The organism is Serratia sp. HMSC15F11 (genome assembly GCF_001808215.1).
GTDB classification, from domain to species: Bacteria; Pseudomonadota; Gammaproteobacteria; order Enterobacterales; family Enterobacteriaceae; genus Serratia; species Serratia nevei.
The window spans coordinates 1-19809 of record NZ_KV792479.1 but is presented as its reverse complement, the minus strand read 5'-3'; the positions used below and the strand labels follow the sequence as shown (position 1 = coordinate 19809).

Below are 19809 nucleotides of genomic sequence, written 5' to 3'. Positions count from 1 at the left end.
GATAACCACAAAGGAGGAAAAACCACGCTTTTTCCTCCTTTGTCAGCCACTAGAAAGGGCGCCGAGGCGCCCTTTTTTATATTTATATTCAGTTAGTTGGTATGCAGCTGAATGCGCACCACGCTTTCCGGCTTGCCGGCCTTGGTGGAGGCACCGTCGTTTTTCACCGTCACGAACAGCGCGTCGCCTTTCGGATCCAACGCCAGGCTGTTAGGGTGCGGCGGCAGGTCTACGGTTTGCAGGCGCTTGAGCGTCTTGGCGTCGAACACCGTCAGCGTCCCGGCGCCGTGATCCACGCGCACGCCTTTGCGGTTGGCGACATACAGCCGCTGGCTGCGCTCATCGAGCAGCAGGCCGATCGGCACCTCATCCGTCAGCTCGCTGGCCAGCACCTTGCCGCTGTCCGCATCCAGCGCAAACACCCGGTGACCGCTGCTGCGCTTCACGTAGTCGTGCCCCAGATGATGGTTGCGGTAGTCGTCGCGATCGATGCCCTGATCGACGCCCAGCAGGCGATTGCTCGCCGGGTCATACACCAGATTCAGCAGTTGATCGGCCTGCACCTCGTGCGTAGCGGTGATGGCCAGCGTGTCGGCGTTCAGGGTGATCACCTGCCCCTGCATGTTGGAGACGAACACCCGGCGGCCCTTCTCATCCAGCGTGATGCCCACCGCGTTGTAGCCAAAGCCCGGGATCACTTTCTCCAGCTTGCCGGCCTTGGTATCGACCACGTACAGCACGCTGTCGACGCCGAAGCCCAGACCCGGCAGGAACAGGCGGCCGCTTTGCGCGTCATATTTGATCTCGCGGAGGCGGTACAGATAGTCCTCGGTGATTTTAAACTTCTTCAGCTCCGCCAACAGGAAATCCAGACGCTTGCCGCTGATGCCCGCCTGCTTGTAAGCCTGCTCCAGCACCGCTTTGTCCAGCAGCTTGATGCTGCCCAGCGCGTGGTTGGTGGTGGTGTCCACCACCCCGACTTCGCCGTTGAAAGCCTGCGTCAGGTACAGGCGATTGCCCGCGTCGTTCAGCGCCACGCCGAAGCCTTTCACCTGCAGCGGGATCTCTGCCTTGATCGCCAGGGTGTTGGGATCCAGCCGCAGCACGCGGGAGCGCGCCTCTTCCTTCCAGTCCGGCGCGCTGACGAACAGCGCCTGTTGCGAGGTGCTGTAGGCCATCTCCACCACCGTCGATGACAGCGCCTCGCGCTTGATGTCCTGCGGTTTGATGCCGACATCGTCCGCCTGCGCGGCGCCGGCGACCACCAGAGAGGCCGCCACCAGCAGCGACAGTAACGCGCGCGGGGTTGCTAGGGTTCCAGACATCCTTTTATCTCCTTGAAAATCATGCTTTCGGTTAGAGTGAAACAACGTCATGCCTGCGGCCCGGGCGGCAGCGCCGCCAGAGCGATATCGCCAGCGATGTGCTGCGCAAACTGGGTAAAGACGTGCTGAACGCCGTCGGCGATCAGATGGGCCTGCTCCCGGCTGTAGTGGTCCTGGCGGTAGGTCATCATCACCCGCAGGGATTTCTTCCCGGCCAGATCGTCTTCCATCACCTCAAACTGCAGGCCGAGCAGCGATTCGGCTTTCTCCGGCTCCACCTGACGGTAGGCGATCGCGCTGCCGTCCTGCAGCCGGAACTCGCCGTTCAGCTTGATGCGGCTGTGGATCTGGATAAACACTTCAAACATGTGGTTCTTGCGGTCGGCGTCCACGCCGAACAGCCCTTCCTCCACCAGATCGATCGGAATATCGGTGTACGGCAGCGAGCCGTTGATGGTGTTTTTCACCTGGCTGACCAACCCGGCCACCGTCAGCCCCTCGTCGAAGCGCACGCGGTGCACCACTACGGTGGTGAAGTAGCCGACGGTATCGAAGAACTCGGCGTCGTTACGGCCGGAGGTCGAGGTGCCCACCAGCAGATCCGCCGGGCCGCCGAGCAGGCGCAGCGCCGAGGTAATCCCGGCATACACCACGTTGAACAGCGAAGCGTTGTTGCGGCGGGCGAGCTGATACAGGCCTTCCGCCACGGCGGGATCGACCTCGAACTCCAGCCAGCCGCCGTTGACGTCCGCCGGTGCCGGCACCGCCGGGTGGGTGGACGCTTCTTGCCGGAAGATCGGCTGGCCGACCGGCGCGCCGCGCAGCGCGTCGAGCCAGTAGTCCAGATGTTGCTGCTGCACCCCGGAGGCCCGCTGCTGCCGGGCGAAAGTGTGGAACTGCGGCGGTTGCCCGCTCCACTGCGGCGCCTGGCCGACGACGCGATGGCGATAGGCGACGCCCAGCTCATCCATCATCAGGTTGAGCGACCATTCATCCAGCACCACATGGTGGAACAGCAGCGACAGCAGCTGTTGGCCGTTGTCCGCATCGCGCAGCAGCGTGACGCGCAGCGGCAGCTCGGCGGCCAGATCGAACCGGTGCTGGCCGGCATCGGCCAACAGGGCGGCGGCGTTGCCCGCCGGCGTTTCCTGAGAGAAGCGGAACCATTGGTAGTCCGACAGTTCGGCGGCCGGCACCACCACCTGCACCACCTCGCCCTGCTGCTCGACGAAGCGTGAACGCAGCACGGTATGGCGAGTCATGACGTCGATAAACGCCTGACGCAGCGCCGTTTCATCCACCGCATCGAAGAAGCGCAGAGAGAACGGCAGGTTGAAAATCTCGTCATGGCCAAAGGCTTCATACACCTTCCACAGCGATTCCTGCGCCAGCGACAGCGGCGCCTGCGCGCGATCATGGTCGTCGGCGGTGGCCACCGCGGCATTCGGCTGCGCGACGTTCAGGCGTTTGGCGTAGCCCGCCAACCCGCGCGCCGTCGGATGGCTGAACAGATCGTTAATGTTGATTTCGATCTGATGCAGGCTCAGCAAGCGACCGATCACCCGGGTAGCGACCAGCGAATGGCCGCCGCGATCGAAGAAGTCTTCATCCAGGGTCATTTCCGGCGCCACCAGCGCCTCACGGAACTCCTGCAAAATCAGCGGTGCAACGCTTTCGTCCGCGTCGCCGTTCGCCGCCGGCGCGGCCATCGCCGGGGAAGCGGCCTCAGCCGCCGGCAAGGCGACGGCAATCCGCTGCCCGGCCAGGAACGCGCTGAACTGCTCCAGCAGGAAAGGCGCCACATGGGGAGACAGGCGCGGGTCGGTGACCAGCTCGAGCGTCAGCGTTTCTGCCTCCGGCAAGCCCAGCAGCAGCGCCAGTTCAAACAGCGTATGCAGCGGCGGCAGCAACAGGCGTTCGGTGTGAACGCCTTCCAGCCGCCACTCTGCGGCCAGATCGTCGCGCCAGGCCACCAGCAGCTGCGCCCGTTGCGGGTCCGGCTGTTCAGCCACGGCCTGCGCCAGCAGCCGCTGCCCGACATCGCTCTCGCCATGCTGCACGGTCAGGCGCATCAGCGGCGGCGCCGTCAGGCCAAGCTCCAGGCCGACGAACTCCGCCGTTTCTGCGGCCGGCACGCACAGCTGCACCGCTTGGCCGCCGGCCTGCGCGGCGACGAACTCGGCAAACCGTGCCGCCACCGCCGCCAGCAAGGCCCGCGGCGTGTCGTTGGCGGGCAACAGCGAGCGAGCAATGCGCGTGACCACGCGCGAGCCCACCGGCGGCAAGGCTTCAGCGCGCTGCGCCGGGCTGCGGTAATCCTGCAGCGAGACCGCCTGGCGCACCCACGGCAGCTGCGGCTCCGAGGTTTCCGCCAGCTCGACCGGCGCCACCGCGAAAGACAGAGGCATCGCATCCCCGTTGTAACGAGCGGACAGCATCGCCGGCAGGTGGCGCCACGGCAGCGTTTCCGCCAGGATGTCATGCAAGACCACGCCCAAAATCACGGCATCGCCCGGCGTGAGCAACAGCAGGCAGCGCAGCGGCGCTTCGCTTTCCAGTTCAAACGGCGTTGCCTGCGCCTGCAGCAGGCAACCCATGGCGTGTTGTTCGTCCGCCACCTGACGAAGGCTCACCGGCAACGGCGCCGAGCCGGCGGGGCGTTTCACCAGACCGTTTTCGTCCTCAAAAACGTAGCGCACGTCCACGCCCGGCGTTTCCCGCACCAGCGCCTGCAGCGCCGCCGTCAGTTGGGCAACATTCACCTTTCCCGTCAGGCGCCAGGCCAGCGCCCGCTGCCCGCGTGCGTCACCCTGCTGCAGATGGGCAAACCATGCCCGCTCTTCGGCTTCGCTCACCGGCCGTTCGCCGTTCGCTGACGTCGCGCCCAGCGCCAGAAACGCGCTCTCCAGCCGCTGGGCCTCTTCATCGCTCAGAATGCTGTCAAAATCACCGATCACTGCGTTATCTCCTTTGCCCGGCCGTGCCGGGATAGCGCATAAAACGGGGGACATTCGTCCCCCGTCATCGCGATAGCGTTAGAAATTCAGCTCAACTGCTGCGCCGACCATGCGCGGGCGCTGCTGCGTCGCGGTGTAGATGTCGTTGCCACCAACCATAATGCGGCGCTCGGAGTCGAACAGGTTTTGCGCAAACAGCGTGGCGCGCCCATAGGCGAAGGTGTAGGCCAGTTGGGCGTTAGCCGACCAGTAGGAACCTATACGCCCGCGCGAATCGTTGTCATACGCCGAGTAATAGGAGTCCGAGAACGCCACGTTAGTGCTCACTTCCCACCCTTTCAGGAACTGATATTTGGCGCCCATGTTGGCGGTGTAAGCCGGCGCGCGTCCCAATTCATGCCCTTCCACGCCGCTGCCCGAGAACTTTTTGATCTTGGTTTTCAGCAGACCAACGTTACCGAACAGCTCGAAGTCCCAACGCGGCTGCCAGGTGGCGCCGATTTCCGCACCGTAGGTTTCCACCTTGTCTGCGTTACGGATCACGCTGGAGTTTTCACCCAAGTAATAAGGCAGCTGCATGTCTTTGTAATCGTTGTAGAACACGTTGCTGGTCAGCACCACGTTGGCGTCTTTCAGGTGATGACGGGTGTACAGCTCATAGTTCCAGACATACTCGGAACCGTAGGTGTAACTGACGATCGGACTGCTGAGAGTAATGCCCGCGCCGCCGGCGTTATAACCGCGGGCGATCTTGGCGCCGTAGGTTTGAGTGTCCGTCGGTTTCCAGGCCACGTCCAACTTCGGCAGGAACACGGTGTAGGTTTCGTCGAAGTCGATGCGCACCGCCTGGCTGCCACCGTTGCGTTTGCGATGTTCGCGTTCCAAACGGCTGGCGGCGGTCACGTCCACCTGCGGCGTCAGCGCATAGGTCAACTCAGCGAAGGCCGAGTTAGTGTCGGTTTTATCTTTAAACGTCGCGCCGCCGAAGATATTGACGAACTCATCCTGCTTGGCGTGAAAATAACGCAGCCCCGCCAGCCCGTGCAGGCGACTGTCCGCGCCGCCGAAGCGCACCACCGGCTCCACGTGCACCTCTTTGCCGCCGATGTCGGCGTACGGCAACTTATAAGCCGTGGCACGGTTAATGTTGAAATCGGTATAGATAACGCGGTTTTCCAACGCCAGGCCATCGGAGGCCTCCCAGGCCAGATCCCAGATACCGCTGTTCACATTGCTTTTGAACACCGGCCGGCGGATGTCGTGACGCGCACTCGCAGGATGCGGTTGCGGGTTGAGGCTTTCGTTCTGCGGCGCGGAGCTGCCGAAGTGGTTAAAGGTCAGTTTGGTGGTCAGATCGCGCAAACCGGCCGGATTGAACAGCAGCTTGGCGCGAGCGGTGGTGGCCTCCACTTCACGCGGATCGCCCACCGGCTCATAGGCCGGCAGGTCAGCATCGCTGCGGCGGCGCTGGCGATCGACGCTGACGCGAAACGCCAGCTGATCTTCCACCAGCGGGCCGGACGCCATGGCCGCCAACTGTGAAGAGTGCTGATTGCCGGCCCCGCCCTTGAAGGCGCTTTCCCATTCGAAGGTCGGATCTTTACTGGCCATGACGATGGCGCCGGCGATGGCGTTGCGCCCCTGAATATAACTTTGTGGGCCGCGGAACACTTCAACGCGATCCAGATCCCACAGCGATTGCGGTCCGTAGGCTTGTTCGTTATAGGTCAGCGAACGGCCGTCCAACGACAGATTGAGGCGCGGACGGGTGCCGCTGAGGAAAGCGCCAGCACCGGTGGTCGGGCCGGAGCCGTCAACGCCACGCACGGTTGGCAGATCGTTGCCGATGCCGACATCCACCACGTTGGGGGTCATGCGCAGCAAATCGGGAACCTGTGTCGCATTAGGCATTGAGGCGATGCGGTTGCTGTCGAACACTTCGACGCTAGAGCCGGTGTCAAAAATGGAACGTTTGATCTTCTCACCGGTGACCAGCAGCGTTTCCGCGTCCTGGTAGGTTTCGTTGCTCTTCGTTTCCGCCGCATTGACGTTACCGATCGCCAGTGAACAAACCCCTAAAAATACGGAGGAAAACGCCCCAATGGCTTTCAACCCCGCTTTTTCCCCGTTTCCTACGCTTTCATGCCGTTGAGCCGCAAAATGCTTGCCCATAGATGTCTTCTCCTTTCATCCCAGAGGTGCACAAAATTTGATTTTTTTTTACACAACCTACATCGACACTCACACAGACCATGACGCTCCGGCCTTCCCGACCTTTGTGTTGCTTATCCCTGCGGCAAACCCATGCCTTCCGCGGCCCGACGGGTGCGGCCCCGTCCACGGCCAAGCCGCCGGCGGAGCGGCCGGCAGCTTGTATAAAAACGTAGAATAATGTTAAGAATGATAATATTTTGCATTTTCTAATGCAAATCATTATCAACAAAGGTGTAAGGCAGGCCGCGATAGCCGCCAGAAAACCTTATACTTTCGCAGGTAAAACAGGCGCTGTAATAACAAGCAATCATTACAATACTAAGAATAATATAGGTAAATTATTCACACCCAACGATACCCCCGTCAGCTCTCGCTAAAACCCCTTATAGATAGCACCCTCGCGCCAAATTGATCAAATAATAATAATTTTCATTCCTATTAACATTTGGATATATTCTTGCAGTCTCGTTGGCTGAATCAAAATGGATACCCGATGAAAGCTTTGACCACGATGCAGGCCGCCTATTGGGTAGGCCGACAGTCCGCTCCTCCCCTCGGCGGCATGGCCGCCCACCTGTATGCGGAATTCGACGGCGGCGAGCTGGATCTCGCCCGACTGCGCCAGGCCGTCGATGCGCTGTACCTGCGTCATCCGCTGTTGCGCCTGCGCATTACCGATGATGGCCGCCAGACGATCGCGCCTCCCGGCCCCCGGCACGCCTTGCATCTCGACGACTGGCGGCACGCCGATACAGCGACGCTGGCAGCCGCGCTCGCCGCCAAACGCCAGGCAAAAAGTACCCAGCTGCTGCCGCTGGAACAGGGCGTGCCCTGCGATATCAGCCTGAGCCTGTTGCCGGAAGGGCGCAGCCGCCTGCATGTCGATCTCGATATGATCGCCGGCGATGCCATGAGTTTTCGCCTGTTGATGGAAGATCTGACGGCGTTTTATCACCAGTGCCCACCGGTGCCCTTCCATGACGCGCCGCCGGCCTACTTCGATCACCTCGCACAACGTGACGCCGACGAGGCGCTGCGTCAGCGGCGCGAACGCGGTCAACGTTGGTGGCGTGAGCGCCTGGCGCAGGTGCCACCGGCGCCGCGCCTGCTGCGCACGCCGGACCGCTGCCGCAGCGATCGCCTGGCCATACAGCTGAATGCAGAGGAAAGCCGCGCGCTGGAGAACGTCGCCAAACGGCACCACACCTCGCTCTCGACGCTGTTTCTCGCACTGTTCGCCCTGGCCGTCGGTCAGGGTTGGAACATGACGCGCTTTCGGCTCAACGTGCCGCTGTTCCACCGCGAGAGCGAACGGGAGGACGCGCATCGCCTCATCGGCGATTTCTCTAACCTGGTGCTGCTCGGCGTGGAGCTGAACCCGACGGAAAACCTGAGCGCCTTCTGCCGGCGCCTGATGACGCAGCTGGCGGAGCTGATCGAGCATGCGGATTACCCCGGCGTGAGCGTGATGCGCGATCTGTCGCGCCTGCACGGCAGCCTGCAGCCTTCGCCGGTGGTGTTTACCGCCGGTTTCGGCATCCGCGGCAAGACGCTGTTTTCCGAACGGGTCACCGACACCTTCGGCCGTCTCGGCTGGGTCATCTCTCAGGGGCCGCAGGTGGCGCTGGATGCGCAGGTCGCCCACGTCGACGACGGCATTCTGATCAACTGGGACGTGCGGCTCGACGCGTTCCCCGAGCAGGTGCTGCCACGCCTGCTGGCCTGTTACCGGGCGCTGCTGCACCTGGCCGCACGGCAAACGGGGGCGTTCGATCGCCCGCTGTCGCAGCTGCTGGCGCAATGCACGCCCGACGCGCTGGCGCAGCAGGCGCCGGTGCGCCAGGTGCTGCACCGGCTGCTGGCGCGGGTGGCCCCCGAGGCCGGCTTGCGTGACCACGACGACATCCGCCGGTTAGCCTTGCCGGATGCCGGGGTGAACGCGCTGCTGACGGTGCTCAACAAGTATCTGGCGGCGGGGCTGACGGCGCAGGATCTGGCGGCGCATTCCTCCCCTGCGGCGCTGGCGGCATTGATCTGCCAACGCTCGCCCGAGGTAGGAAGGCATGCGAAAACGCTGCTCGCCGCGCTGGCGCCGCAGCACTGAGATCGGTTTCCGGGCGCGCGGCGCCCGGCTCGTTTTAATCGGTTAGCGACTATAGGGAAGTACCATGGAGACAGCTTTAACCGCACTGCAGCAGGCCTATCTTCTGGGCCGCAGCGATCGATGGCCGCTCGGCGGCGTGGCGATGCACGACTTTCGCGAATACCGCGCCCGGCAGCTGGACGTACCGCGCCTTGAAGCGCGCCTGACCGAGCTGGTACAGCATTACCCGGCGTTGCGCACCTGCATCGATGTGCAGCGCGGCACGCAGCACGTACGCCCGGAGGTGACGCTGCATCTGGATCGCCACGATCTGCGCGCCCTTGATGGCGAAGCGGCGCAGCGCCAGGTCGAACAGCTGCGCGAGCGTTACTCCCACCAGCGCCACGATCCGAGCCAACCGCTGTGGCGCATCGCCGTGATCCAACTTGCCGAACAGCAGGATCCGACGGGATCGCCGTACGATACGCTGATCCTCACCAGCTTCGATGCGTTGATCCTCGACGGCCAGGGGATCTCCACCGTGATCGCACGCCTGTTTGACGATCGCCCTCTGGCGCCGACCGCCGCTGCGCTTCCGCCCCCCGCCGCGTCGGTGGCGCAGCGCCAGGCCGATGCCGCCTACTGGCGCGACAAACTGCAGGATGTCACCACCCCGTCGGCACTGCCGTGGCGCGCCCCGCTCGCCAATCTCACCTCGTCGCGCTATCGCCGCGCCACCCTGACGCTGCCGCGCGATACGATAAAACAGCTCGGCCGCCTGGGATCGCCACACGCGCTGCTGCGCAACAGCCTGCTGTCGGCGCTGATCCTCGATACGCTGGCCCACTGGACCACCGACGGCGAGCTGTGCGTCGGCGTGCCGGTGGCATTCCCCGCCGCCGACGGTGCACTGGGCAACGCCTCCAGCTTCGTGGCGGTACGCTATTCGCGCCACGGCGAAGATTTTCTCCAGCGCGCACAAGCCCTGCAGGACGACGTGCTCGGCGCGCTCGATCACCTGACGTTTTCCGGCGTCGATCTGGCGCGGCAGTTGCTCGGCCAAAGCCAAGGCGGCCCGGCGCTGCCGGTGATCCTGACCAACTGCCTGGGCTGGGAGACGCTGCCGGCCGAGGCGCCGGTGCGCTTCCACGACGGCCTGACCCAAACGCCGCAGGTCGCCATCGACATTCGCCTGACGCTGGACAGCGAAAAAAACCTGCAGCTGTGCGTGGACTACGCCGAGCAGGCGCTGCACGGTGAACAGGTAGAAGCCATGCTGGCGGCATTGCAGCGACGCATCCTGCACAGCTGCCAACGGGCCGATCTGGCGATCGCGCCGCGGGACTTCATCGATCTGGCGCATTACCGCCACAACGACAGCGAAGCGAATTACGCACCTTATCCTTATCTGGCACAGCTGGCCAAGCGGCTGTTCGGCGCGCAAGGCGGCGGCAACGCGCTGATCTGCGGCGAACAGACGCTGACCTACCGCGAGCTGGGCCAGCGGATCGCCACGGCGATCGCCAATCTGCAGAATCGCGGCGTGCAGCCGGGCAACGTGGTCGCGCTGTATCTGCCGCGCAGCCCGGAACAGATCATCCTTAGCCTCGCCTGCGCCCTGCAGGGCGTGATCTGGGTACCTGTCGATATCAACTCGCCGCCGGAACGCACTGCCTACCTGCTGGAAAACTGCCGACCGACGCTGGTGGTGCACGGCGGCGATCTGGAGACGCCCATTGGCGTGACGCCGGCGACCCTGCTGGCGCCGACGGATCGCGCGCCTGCGCTGCCGGATGAACAAACGCTGGTTGAACGCAGCGCCAGCCAGGCCGCGAGCTACTACCTGTATACCTCCGGTACCACCGGTAAGCCCAAATGCGTGGTGCTCAACAACCGCGCCACCGCCAACGTCGTCCACCAGACCCAGCAGCGCTGGGCGGTCACCGCCGACGACGTCTTCATTTCTGTCACGCCGCCGCACCATGACATGTCGATGTTCGATCTGTTCGGTTCGCTGTGCGCCGGCGCCACGCTGGTGCTACCGGCGCCGCATCAGGAAAAGGACGCCATCAGCTGGAACCAGCTGGTAGAAAAGCATCGGGTCACCCTGTGGTGTTCGGTGCCCGCGATTCTGGAGATGCTGCTCACCTGCAAAACGGCCGATAGCCTGCGTTCGCTACGCCTGGTGGCGCAAGGCGGCGACTACATCAAACCGGCGACGGTACAAACCCTGCGCACCTTGCGCCCGGATCTCGCGCTGTTCTCGCTCGGCGGGCCAACCGAAACCACCATCTGGAGCATCTGGCACCCGATCGCCCCGCAGGAGAACGGCACCGTGCCTTACGGCCGCCCGCTGCCGGCCAACCGCTACTTCATCTGCCATGACGACGGCAGCCACTGCCCGGCCGGCGTGGTCGGCCGCATCCATACCGCCGGGGTCAACCTGGCGTTGGGCTACCTGGAGCAGGGGGAGCTGAAGCAGCACGATTTCGTTACCCTCGAAGGGCCGGATGGGCAACCGCTGCGCGCTTTTCGCACCGGCGATCAGGGCTACTACCGGGCGGACGGCAACATCATGTTCGCCACCCGGGTGAACGGCTATGTGAAGATCCGCGGCGTGCGCGTCTCGTTGCCGGAAATCGAAGACGTGCTGCGCCGCCATCCGGCGATCCAGGACATGGTGGTGGTGGATTACCCCAGCGGAGAGAACAACGAGGCGGCGCTCGGTGCCCTGTATCTGACCCGCGACGGCAAACCGCTGCCGCTGTCCGAGATCCGCGCCTTCGCCACCGGCTATCTGCCCTGTACCCATATTCCGACACGCTTTATCCATGCCGAGGCGCTGCCGCTGTCCGCCAACGGCAAAACCGACCGCCATCGCATCCGTGCCGACCTGGGCCACCAGCAAACCGCGCCGGCGCTGAACGCCTGTGCAGCCCCACCGCCGAACGCGCCTTTGGCGCGCAGCGCAGAGATCCTGACCATTTACTGGCAGGCGATCGGCGTGGCACCGCGCCCGGAATGGGGAGAAGAGACGGCATTTATCGCCATGGGGCTGAAGCTGCCGCATATCAAACAGGTGGCGGAACGCCTCAATGACGCTTTCGGCACCCGTCTGGTAAGCAGTTCCCTCCTGCCGTGCAAGAACGCGCGCGAAGTGGCGGCGTTGCTGGCCAGCTGAAATCACACCACTCGGGCGGGGACATCCCCCGCCCGCTTTTTATCAGGCGGGCAACGCCGTCAGGGCCGCCAGCGGTTGCTCCCAGGCTTCCCGCTGCAGCGCGCGCATCAGAAACTCTTGCAGCGCCTCGCCATAGTCCAGCGCATCCTCCGCCGGGAACTGCTCCAGATAAATATCGATATCCACCTGCAGATCGCGGGCGTCGGTGCGGCCGCGATAAGTCAGGTTAAAACCGTCGCCCGAGCCGCCGGCCAATACGCGGCGGGTGCCGCTACAGCCGACAAAACGAGGCGCATCGAAGGGTTGCACGTTGATGAAAGGGGAAATAAAGAAGCGCGAGTCAGGATCCACACCGCGATCGGCGGCCAGTTGGCGCAGGCGGTAGCCGGCGTGGCTGCGCAGCTCGCGCAGCTGCTGCGTTAGAGCGGTGAGAAAGCCCCCCAGCGTCTCCGCTGGCGGCGGTGACACCAGCAGCGGCAGCGTGTTGACCGCCAACGAAGGCACGTTGGTGGCGGCCTGCCCGCGGCGATTCATCGCCGGCATCCACATCGGCAACGCCTCGCCCTGCCGGGTGTCGCGGGGCATCACCTGAAACAGCCAGGCCGCCGACAGCGCCACCAGCAAGTCAGGCCAATTGATGCCGCTGCGCTCCGCCAGCTGCGCCAGTCGTTGCGATACCGCCGCCGGTAGCCGGTGGTGGGTGCTCAGACGCCGCACGCCATAGGCCTCACCGCCCTTGCGCACCGTCGGCAACGCCTGCGACGGCGGCAGATAGCTCTGCCAAAAGCGCCGATCGCGCTCGCATCGATCAGAACCCGCGTAGGCCAGCTCAGCCTGTTGAAAGGCGTCGAAGGCGCCCAGAGGCATACCCGCGCTGCCTTCACCCAGATAGTGTGCATACAACGCGGCGCAGCGGTGTTCAATTAGCGCCATACCGAAACCATCAACCAGAATATGGTGCGCACGTACGTACCAGAGGTAGCGCTCCGGCCCCAGCTTGATCAGCCAGGCGGCGGCTAACGGCTCGCAGTGCAGCGCCCGGCGCTGCGCGATATCTTCGCGCATCAGGTTTTGCGCCGCCTGCCAGGGATCGCCGTGCGTTTGCAGATCGATGCGTTGCAATGGCGGTATACGCTGTGGATCGTGCCGTAACGGCGGAGGAGCGTCGCCATGCCGTTCGCCAAAGCGCAGGGCAAACGCCTGCGTCTCGGCGAGGGTGGTGGCGATCGCCCGGCAGAGCGCCTCTTCCTCTACCGCGCCGCACAGTTCGGTGCAGTGTGCGACGGTGGACAGGGCCTGCCCGGGGTGTAAGGTGTGTTCTTCCCAGAAATCAAGCTGCGCTGGCGCCAGCGGCAACCATTCAGAGGCCAAAGCGGTGTCCGACATGTTACCTACCTTTGATAAGCCCGAATAAAGACGCCGAACGGGCGTAACCCCGCCGTTCAACGGCTTTTGTGTGTCTCCATACATCATTAAATGAAAATGATAATAACATCTATTATCATTTCTATTAATTTGGTAACACTTTAGATTCTGTTAAGCGGGGATGCAAGTCGCGCAGTGGGGACGAAGAAAAGAAAGTGGCTGAGAGAAGACGGCTAAAAAACAAAACGCCCCGGCACAGCTGCCCGGGGCGTTTTTAACGTCGGCGATGCTCGGTGATTAGGCCTGGTTGGCCGGCTTCACCTTCTGCGCCAGAAACTCCGTTTCGTAGGCCAGCGCCTTCTTGCGATCGAACTGGTGTTCCCACTTGGCGATCACCAACACCGCCAGCGCGTTACCCACGACGTTCAGCGCGGTGCGCGCCATATCCAGGATACGGTCCACGCCGGCGATGAACGCCAGGCCTTCCAACGGAATGCCGACGCTGCCCAGCGTGGCCAGCAGCACCACGAACGAGACGCCCGGCACGCCGGCGATCCCTTTCGAGGTGACCATCAGCGTCAGCACCAGCACGATCTCCTGCCCCAACGACAGCTCGATGCCGTACAGCTGGGCGATAAAGATAGCGGCAATGCTCTGGTACAGCGTCGAGCCATCCAGGTTAAAAGAGTAGCCGGTCGGCACCACGAAGCTGGTGATCGACTTGGGCGCGCCGTAAGCCTCCATCTTTTCGATGATGCGCGGCAGCACCGTTTCCGAGCTGGCGGTGGAATAAGCCAGGATCAGTTCGTCTTTCAGGATACGGATCAACGTCCAGATGCGCAGGTTGCACAGCCGGGCGACCGCTCCCAGCACCACCAGGGCGAAGAACGCGATGGCAAAGTACACCAGCACCACCAGCTTGGCCAGCGGCAGCAGCGAGGCGAAACCGAAGTTGGCTACCGTGACCGCAATCAGGCCAAACACCCCGATCGGCGCATAGCGCATGATCATGTGGGTGACTTTGAACATGCTCTCGGACACCGCCTTGAACACCTTCAGCAGCGGCTCTTTGGTCTCTTTCGGCAACGACGACAGCCCCAGACCGAACAGCACCGAGAAGAAGATAATCGGCAGCATGTCGCCCTTGGCCATCGACGAGAAGACGTTCGACGGGATCAGCGACAGAATGGTCGCCACCAGACTGTGCGAACCGCTTTGCACCTGTTCGGTGGTTTTCTCATACTGCGAAATGTCCACCGTGGTCAGCGTCGACATATCGATGCCGTGGCCAGGTTGGAATACGTTGGCCAGCGTCAACCCCACCACGATGGCAACGGTGGTGATCACTTCGAAGTAAATAATGGTTTTCAATCCGATGCGGCCCAGCTTTTTCGCATCGCCCACGCCGGCAATACCGACGATCAGCGTGGAAATAACGATCGGTACCACAATCATCTTGATCAGGCGAATAAAGATATCACCCGCCGGGCTGAGAATATTGCTGACCAGCCACTCACGAGATTCTGTCTGGTTGTGCAATACCGCGCCAACAATAATACCCAGTACCAACGCGATCAGGATTTGCCAAGCCAGGCTAATTTTTACACTTTTCATACCCAAAAAGTCCTCAAAGACTCTTTTCGCCGTACAAAGTCGCAACACGGAGAAAAGAATACTTAATCATTTATTACAGGCTTATGTTAATTCAGTGGAAGCGTTCACCTGCCCTGGGTGCGACGCAGTATAAATCTGTATCATCCGGGCGGCATGCTCTGCAAGCCTTGATTTGTCAGGGTTGAGCGCTGAATCGAATCACAAAAAATTCGCGTTACTATTTCAAACGGCATAATTGCTTGTTATTAAAAACATAATTTTTCATATAATGAAGCACATAACCGCGCCGACGACGTTTTTTTGAACGCCATTAAAATGCGTTATTTTTCGTCTATTCTGCATATTTAATCCGCATCAAATGTTTATATTTTGTTACGCAAAAGTCAAATGAATGAGAATTGACCGAGTGACATTTTCGGCCATAAATGCAGCACCGCTTTATATTTAGCTTAAAAATCGAACGATGGCGCAGAATGAATACCCCTGGGTATCACCCGAACTTTCATCAGGAAATTAAAGGTTAATAAAACGTTATTTCACGGTGTGCCGTCCATCGTTATATCGCGTTAATACCAACTTCGAATATTAATAACGAAAAATAATCCAAAAAGATTTATAGCGCGAAATAACGCAGGCCTTTCCGGCGCGATTAATCACGAGGCAAACAGTCTCGTCTTTTTTTATTCTTTTTTGTTCTTTAGATAAGTGTTTTTGGCTAAAAACGCGGGTTTACGATGATTTAAACGCCAAAGAGATAGATACGTCCTGCAAATGCGACAGAACTATTACAAATCAATATCTTTGTTGCGTGATCTGCCGCGCAAAAAAGAAACAAAGAATCGTAGCAAACTATACTTAACCTTCAGTTGACATATCATTAACAACTTCAAGGAGAAAAGCTATGAGCCAACTGCATAAACACGCTATTCCTTCTGCAATTGCAGAGCGCGCCCTGATTAATCCGGCACAATACCAACAGTATTATCAACAGTCGGTTCAAGACCCAGAGGCTTTCTGGGGTGAGCATGGCAAAATCCTGGACTGGATCAAACCCTATACCAAAGTTAAAAACACGTCGTTCGATCCCGGCCACGTCAGCATTCGTTGGTTTGAAGACGGTACGCTGAACCTGTCTGCCAACTGTCTGGACCGCCATCTGACTGAGCGCGGCGACCAGACCGCCATTATCTGGGAAGGCGATGACCCGACCCAATCCAAAAAGGTGACTTACAAACAGCTGCACCACGATGTCTGCCAGTTCGCTAACGTGCTGAAAAAGCTCGGCGTGAAAAAAGGCGACGTGGTGGCCATCTATATGCCAATGGTGCCGGAAGCGGCGGTCGCAATGCTGGCTTGCGCGCGTATCGGCGCCGTACATTCGGTGATCTTCGGCGGCTTCTCGCCGGAAGCGGTCGCCGGACGCATTATCGACTCCAACGCCAGGCTGGTGATCACCGCCGATGAAGGCCTGCGCGCCGGCCGCGCCGTGCCGCTGAAAAAGAACGTCGATGATGCGCTGAAAAACCCCGGCGTGGTCAGCGTGGCTAACGTGGTGGTGTTCCAACGCACCGGGAAACCGGGTTACTGGCAGGAAGGGCGCGATCTGTGGTGGCATGAGCTGACCCAGGGCGTCTCCGCCGACTGCCCGCCGGAAGAAGTGAACGCCGAGGACCCGCTGTTTATCCTGTATACCTCCGGCTCGACCGGCAAACCGAAAGGCGTGCTGCACACCACCGGCGGCTACCTGGTGTACGCTGCGATGACCTTTAAGTATGTGTTCGACTACCACGACGGCGACATTTATTGGTGCACCGCCGACGTGGGCTGGGTCACCGGCCACAGCTATCTGTTGTACGGCCCGCTGGCCTGCGGCGCCACCACGCTGATGTTCGAAGGCGTGCCTAACTATCCGGGCGTCAATCGCCTATCGCAGGTGATCGACAAGCACCAGGTCAACATTCTGTATACCGCGCCGACCGCCATTCGCGCCCTGATGGCCGAAGGCGACAAGGCGATCGAGGGCACCCGACGCGATTCGCTGCGCATCATGGGCTCGGTCGGCGAGCCGATCAACCCGGAAGCCTGGGAGTGGTATTACAACAAGATAGGCAACGCAAAGTGCCCGATCGTCGATACCTGGTGGCAAACCGAAACCGGCGGCTTCATGATTACCCCGCTGCCGGGCGCCACCGAGCTGAAGGCCGGTTCCGCCACGCGGCCTTTCTTCGGCGTACAGCCGGCGCTGGTCGATAACGTCGGCACACCGCAGGAAGGCGCATGCGAAGGCAACCTGGTGATCGTCGACTCCTGGCCGGGCCAGGCACGTACCCTGTTTGGCGATCATGACCGCTTCGAGCAAACCTACTTCTCGACCTTCAAAGGCATGTACTTCAGCGGTGACGGCGCCCGCCGCGACGAGGACGGTTACTACTGGATCACCGGCCGCGTCGACGACGTGCTGAACGTCTCCGGCCACCGTCTTGGCACCGCCGAGATCGAGTCCGCGCTGGTATCGCACCCGAAAATCGCCGAAGCGGCGGTGGTCGGCATTCCTCACAACATCAAAGGCCAGGCGATCTACGCCTACATCACGCTGAATCACGGCGAAGAACCGACGCCGGAACTCTATACCGAAGTGCGCAACTGGGTGCGTAAAGAGATAGGGCCGATCGCCACGCCGGACGTGCTGCACTGGACAGATTCGCTGCCCAAAACGCGCTCCGGCAAGATCATGCGGCGTATCCTGCGCAAAATTGCCGCCGGCGACACCAGCAACCTGGGGGATACCTCCACGCTGGCGGATCCGGCCGTAGTCGACAAGCTGTTGGAAGAAAAACAATCAATGAAAGTGCCGTCATAATTTACGCCGCTTCAGGCCGCTCATTCGGATAACGCGCCGTTGAGCGGCCCTGGCGCGGCGTACTCTATCAATACCTACTGGAGACACTCTGATGAATGACACCATTTATCAAGGGATTGAAGAAAACCCGCGCTTTAAAGAGCTGGTGAGAAAACGCGGCCGGTTCGCCTGGCTGCTTTCGCTGATTACGCTGGCGCTGTACGTCGGCTTTATTCTGTTGATCGCCTTCGATCCGCAATGGCTCGGTACGCCGATCGCCGCCGGATCGACCATCACCCGCGGGATCCCGGTCGGCGTCGGGCTGATCGTGATCTCTTTCGTCTTGACCGGGATCTACGTATTTCGCGCCAACGGCGAGTTCGATCGCCTCACCGCAGAAATTTTGCGTGAGGTGAAACAATGAAGCGTCTATGCTCCGCCCTTTCCGCCGCCGCGTTGCTGTTGCTGCCCGATCTGGCCTATGCCGACGCCATCGGCGGCGAAGTGCATCGTCAGCCGCTGAACATCCAAGCGATCGTGATGTTTATCCTGTTTGTCGGTGCCACGCTCTACATCACCTATTGGGCCTCCAAACGCACCCGTTCCCGTCAGGACTACTATACCGCAGGCGGGCGCATCACTGGCCTGCAAAACGGCCTGGCGATAGCCGGTGACTTCATGTCCGCCGCCTCGTTCCTCGGTATCTCCGCACTGGTCTACACCTCGGGCTATGACGGACTGATCTACTCCATCGGCTTCCTCATCGGCTGGCCGATCATTCTGTTCCTGATCGCGGAGCGCTTGCGCAACCTCGGCCGCTATACCTTTGCCGATGTCGCCTCTTACCGTCTGCAGCAGAAACCGATCCGTACCCTGTCGGCCTGCGGCTCGTTGGTGGTGGTGGCGCTGTATCTGATCGCGCAGATGGTCGGTGCCGGCAAGCTGATCCAGCTGCTGTTCGGGCTCAACTACCACGTAGCGGTGATCCTGGTCGGCATCCTGATGGTGCTGTACGTGCTGTTCGGCGGCATGCTGGCCACCACCTGGGTGCAAATTATCAAGGCGGTGCTGCTGCTGGCCGGCGCCAGCTTTATGGCGCTGATGGTGATGAAATCGGTCAACTTCGACTTCAATACCCTGTTCGCCGAAGCGGTGAAGGTGCATCCGAAAGGCATCGCCATCATGAGCCCTGGCGGCTTGGTCTCCGATCCGATTTCCGCGCTGTCGCTCGGCCTGGCGCTGATGTTCGGCACCGCCGGTTTGCCGCACATCCTGATGCGCTTCTTTACCGTGAGTGACGCCAAAGAAGCGCGCAAGAGCGTGTTCTACGCCACCGGTTTTATCGGTTACTTCTATATCCTGACCTTTATTATCGGCTTCGGCGCCATCTTGCTGGTCAGCGCCAATCCGGCGTTCAAAGACGCCACCGGCGCGCTGCTGGGCGGCACCAACATGGCGGCGGTGCACCTGGCCAATGCCGTTGGCGGCAACTTCTTCCTCGGCTTTATCTCGGCGGTGGCCTTCGCCACCATTCTGGCGGTCGTTGCAGGCCTGACGCTGGCCGGCGCATCGGCCGTTTCCCACGATCTGTACGCCAGCGTGATGAAAAACGGCAAGGCGACCGAACGCGATGAGCTGAAGGTCTCCAAAATCACCGTCGTGGTGCTCGGCCTGGTCGCTATCGCGCTGGGGATTTTGTTCGAGAAGCAGAACATCGCCTTTATGGTCGGTTTGGCGTTCTCTATCGCCGCCAGCTGTAACTTCCCTATCATCATCCTGTCGATGTACTGGTCGCGTTTGACCACTCGCGGTGCAATGATTGGCGGCTGGCTGGGCCTACTGACGGCGGTGATTCTGATGATCCTCGGCCCGACGATCTGGGTGCAGATCCTCGGCCATGAAAAGCCGATTTACCCGTATGAATATCCGGCGCTGTTCTCGATGTTCGTGGCCTTTGTCGGCACCTGGCTGTTCTCGATCACCGATAGCTCGCTGGCCGGGCAGCAGGAGCGGGAACGCTTCCGAGCTCAGTTTGTCCGTTCGCAAACCGGGCTGGGCATCTCTCAGGGCAGCTCGCATTAACCGAATAATAAGTGAAAAAAAAGCAAACACACCCTAATCAAAGGCCCTTCGAGGCCTTTTCTCTGGCTGTTTATCGGAGAGAAGCAGGGGAAAGCAGCGCAGCTGCGCTTTTTTACGTTTTACGCATAGCAAAAAGCCCTGAACGTCAG

Annotated in this window: 10 protein-coding genes; 5 read left to right on the top strand and 5 right to left on the bottom strand. The window is 61.1% G+C overall.

What is annotated here, in order from left to right:
• Positions 1–92: 92 nt before the first annotated feature.
• The 3 genes from HMPREF3138_RS16730 to HMPREF3138_RS16720 all read right to left on the bottom strand — a co-directional run bounded on the left by HMPREF3138_RS16730 (position 93) and on the right by HMPREF3138_RS16720 (position 6454).
• A complete protein-coding gene (locus tag HMPREF3138_RS16730) occupies positions 93–1325 on the bottom strand; it encodes a YncE family protein (RefSeq protein WP_038879328.1) in 1233 nt (410 codons plus the stop codon).
• Between the two features lie 47 nt (positions 1326–1372).
• Entirely contained in the window at positions 1373–4282 is a 2910-nt protein-coding gene (locus HMPREF3138_RS16725; protein ID WP_038879332.1) for a condensation domain-containing protein, read from the bottom strand.
• A 78-nt stretch (positions 4283–4360) separates the two neighbouring features.
• Entirely contained in the window at positions 4361–6454 is a 2094-nt protein-coding gene (locus HMPREF3138_RS16720; protein ID WP_038879335.1) for a TonB-dependent receptor, read from the bottom strand.
• Between the two features lie 535 nt (positions 6455–6989).
• Between HMPREF3138_RS16720 and HMPREF3138_RS16715 the strand changes: the two genes are divergently transcribed.
• Both HMPREF3138_RS16715 and HMPREF3138_RS16710 read left to right on the top strand, forming a co-directional pair.
• On the top strand, positions 6990–8600 hold the full coding sequence (locus HMPREF3138_RS16715; RefSeq protein WP_038879338.1) for a condensation domain-containing protein: 1611 nt from the start codon (positions 6990–6992) through the stop codon (positions 8598–8600).
• A 64-nt stretch (positions 8601–8664) separates the two neighbouring features.
• Positions 8665–11760: an amino acid adenylation domain-containing protein gene (locus tag HMPREF3138_RS16710; protein ID WP_038879341.1), complete on the top strand. Its 3096-nt coding sequence runs from the start codon at positions 8665–8667 to the stop codon at positions 11758–11760.
• A 42-nt stretch (positions 11761–11802) separates the two neighbouring features.
• Here HMPREF3138_RS16710 and HMPREF3138_RS16705 read toward each other — a convergent pair whose 3' ends face one another.
• Together HMPREF3138_RS16705 and gltP are read right to left on the bottom strand one after the other, a co-directional pair.
• Positions 11803–13146, bottom strand: coding sequence for a condensation domain-containing protein (locus HMPREF3138_RS16705; RefSeq protein ID WP_038879345.1), 1344 nt, complete (start codon positions 13144–13146; stop codon positions 11803–11805).
• Between the two features lie 276 nt (positions 13147–13422).
• A complete protein-coding gene (gene gltP, locus HMPREF3138_RS16700) occupies positions 13423–14739 on the bottom strand; it encodes a glutamate/aspartate:proton symporter GltP (protein ID WP_015376334.1) in 1317 nt (438 codons plus the stop codon).
• Between the two features lie 901 nt (positions 14740–15640).
• Here gltP and acs point away from each other — a divergent pair.
• The 3 genes from acs (at position 15641) to actP (ending at position 19660) form a co-directional block, all read left to right on the top strand.
• Positions 15641–17599 carry an acetate--CoA ligase gene (gene acs, locus HMPREF3138_RS16695; RefSeq protein WP_038879348.1) on the top strand — a complete coding sequence of 653 codons (1959 nt, stop codon included), beginning with the start codon at positions 15641–15643 and terminating at the stop codon, positions 17597–17599.
• A gap of 91 nt (positions 17600–17690) precedes the next feature.
• Entirely contained in the window at positions 17691–18002 is a 312-nt protein-coding gene (locus tag HMPREF3138_RS16690; RefSeq protein ID WP_004930047.1) for a DUF485 domain-containing protein, read from the top strand.
• Positions 17999–19660, top strand: coding sequence for a cation/acetate symporter ActP (actP, locus tag HMPREF3138_RS16685; protein ID WP_038879352.1), 1662 nt, complete (start codon positions 17999–18001; stop codon positions 19658–19660). The genes HMPREF3138_RS16690 and actP overlap by 4 nt, the downstream gene beginning before the upstream one ends.
• Positions 19661–19809 lie beyond the last annotated feature (149 nt).

Excerpts from the sequence above, each read along its gene's own strand:
- HMPREF3138_RS16730 (WP_038879328.1), bottom strand. The coding sequence starts at position 1,325 with ATGTCTGGAACCCTAGCAACCCCGCGCGCGTTACTGTCGCTGCTGGTG.
- HMPREF3138_RS16720 (WP_038879335.1), bottom strand. The coding sequence starts at position 6,454 with ATGGGCAAGCATTTTGCGGCTCAACGGCATGAAAGCGTAGGAAACGGG.
- HMPREF3138_RS16715 (WP_038879338.1), top strand. The coding sequence starts at position 6,990 with ATGAAAGCTTTGACCACGATGCAGGCCGCCTATTGGGTAGGCCGACAG.
- HMPREF3138_RS16710 (WP_038879341.1), top strand. The coding sequence starts at position 8,665 with ATGGAGACAGCTTTAACCGCACTGCAGCAGGCCTATCTTCTGGGCCGC.
- HMPREF3138_RS16705 (WP_038879345.1), bottom strand. The coding sequence starts at position 13,146 with ATGTCGGACACCGCTTTGGCCTCTGAATGGTTGCCGCTGGCGCCAGCG.
- gltP (WP_015376334.1), bottom strand. The coding sequence starts at position 14,739 with ATGAAAAGTGTAAAAATTAGCCTGGCTTGGCAAATCCTGATCGCGTTG.
- acs (WP_038879348.1), top strand. The coding sequence starts at position 15,641 with ATGAGCCAACTGCATAAACACGCTATTCCTTCTGCAATTGCAGAGCGC.
- HMPREF3138_RS16690 (WP_004930047.1), top strand. The coding sequence starts at position 17,691 with ATGAATGACACCATTTATCAAGGGATTGAAGAAAACCCGCGCTTTAAA.
- actP (WP_038879352.1), top strand. The coding sequence starts at position 17,999 with ATGAAGCGTCTATGCTCCGCCCTTTCCGCCGCCGCGTTGCTGTTGCTG.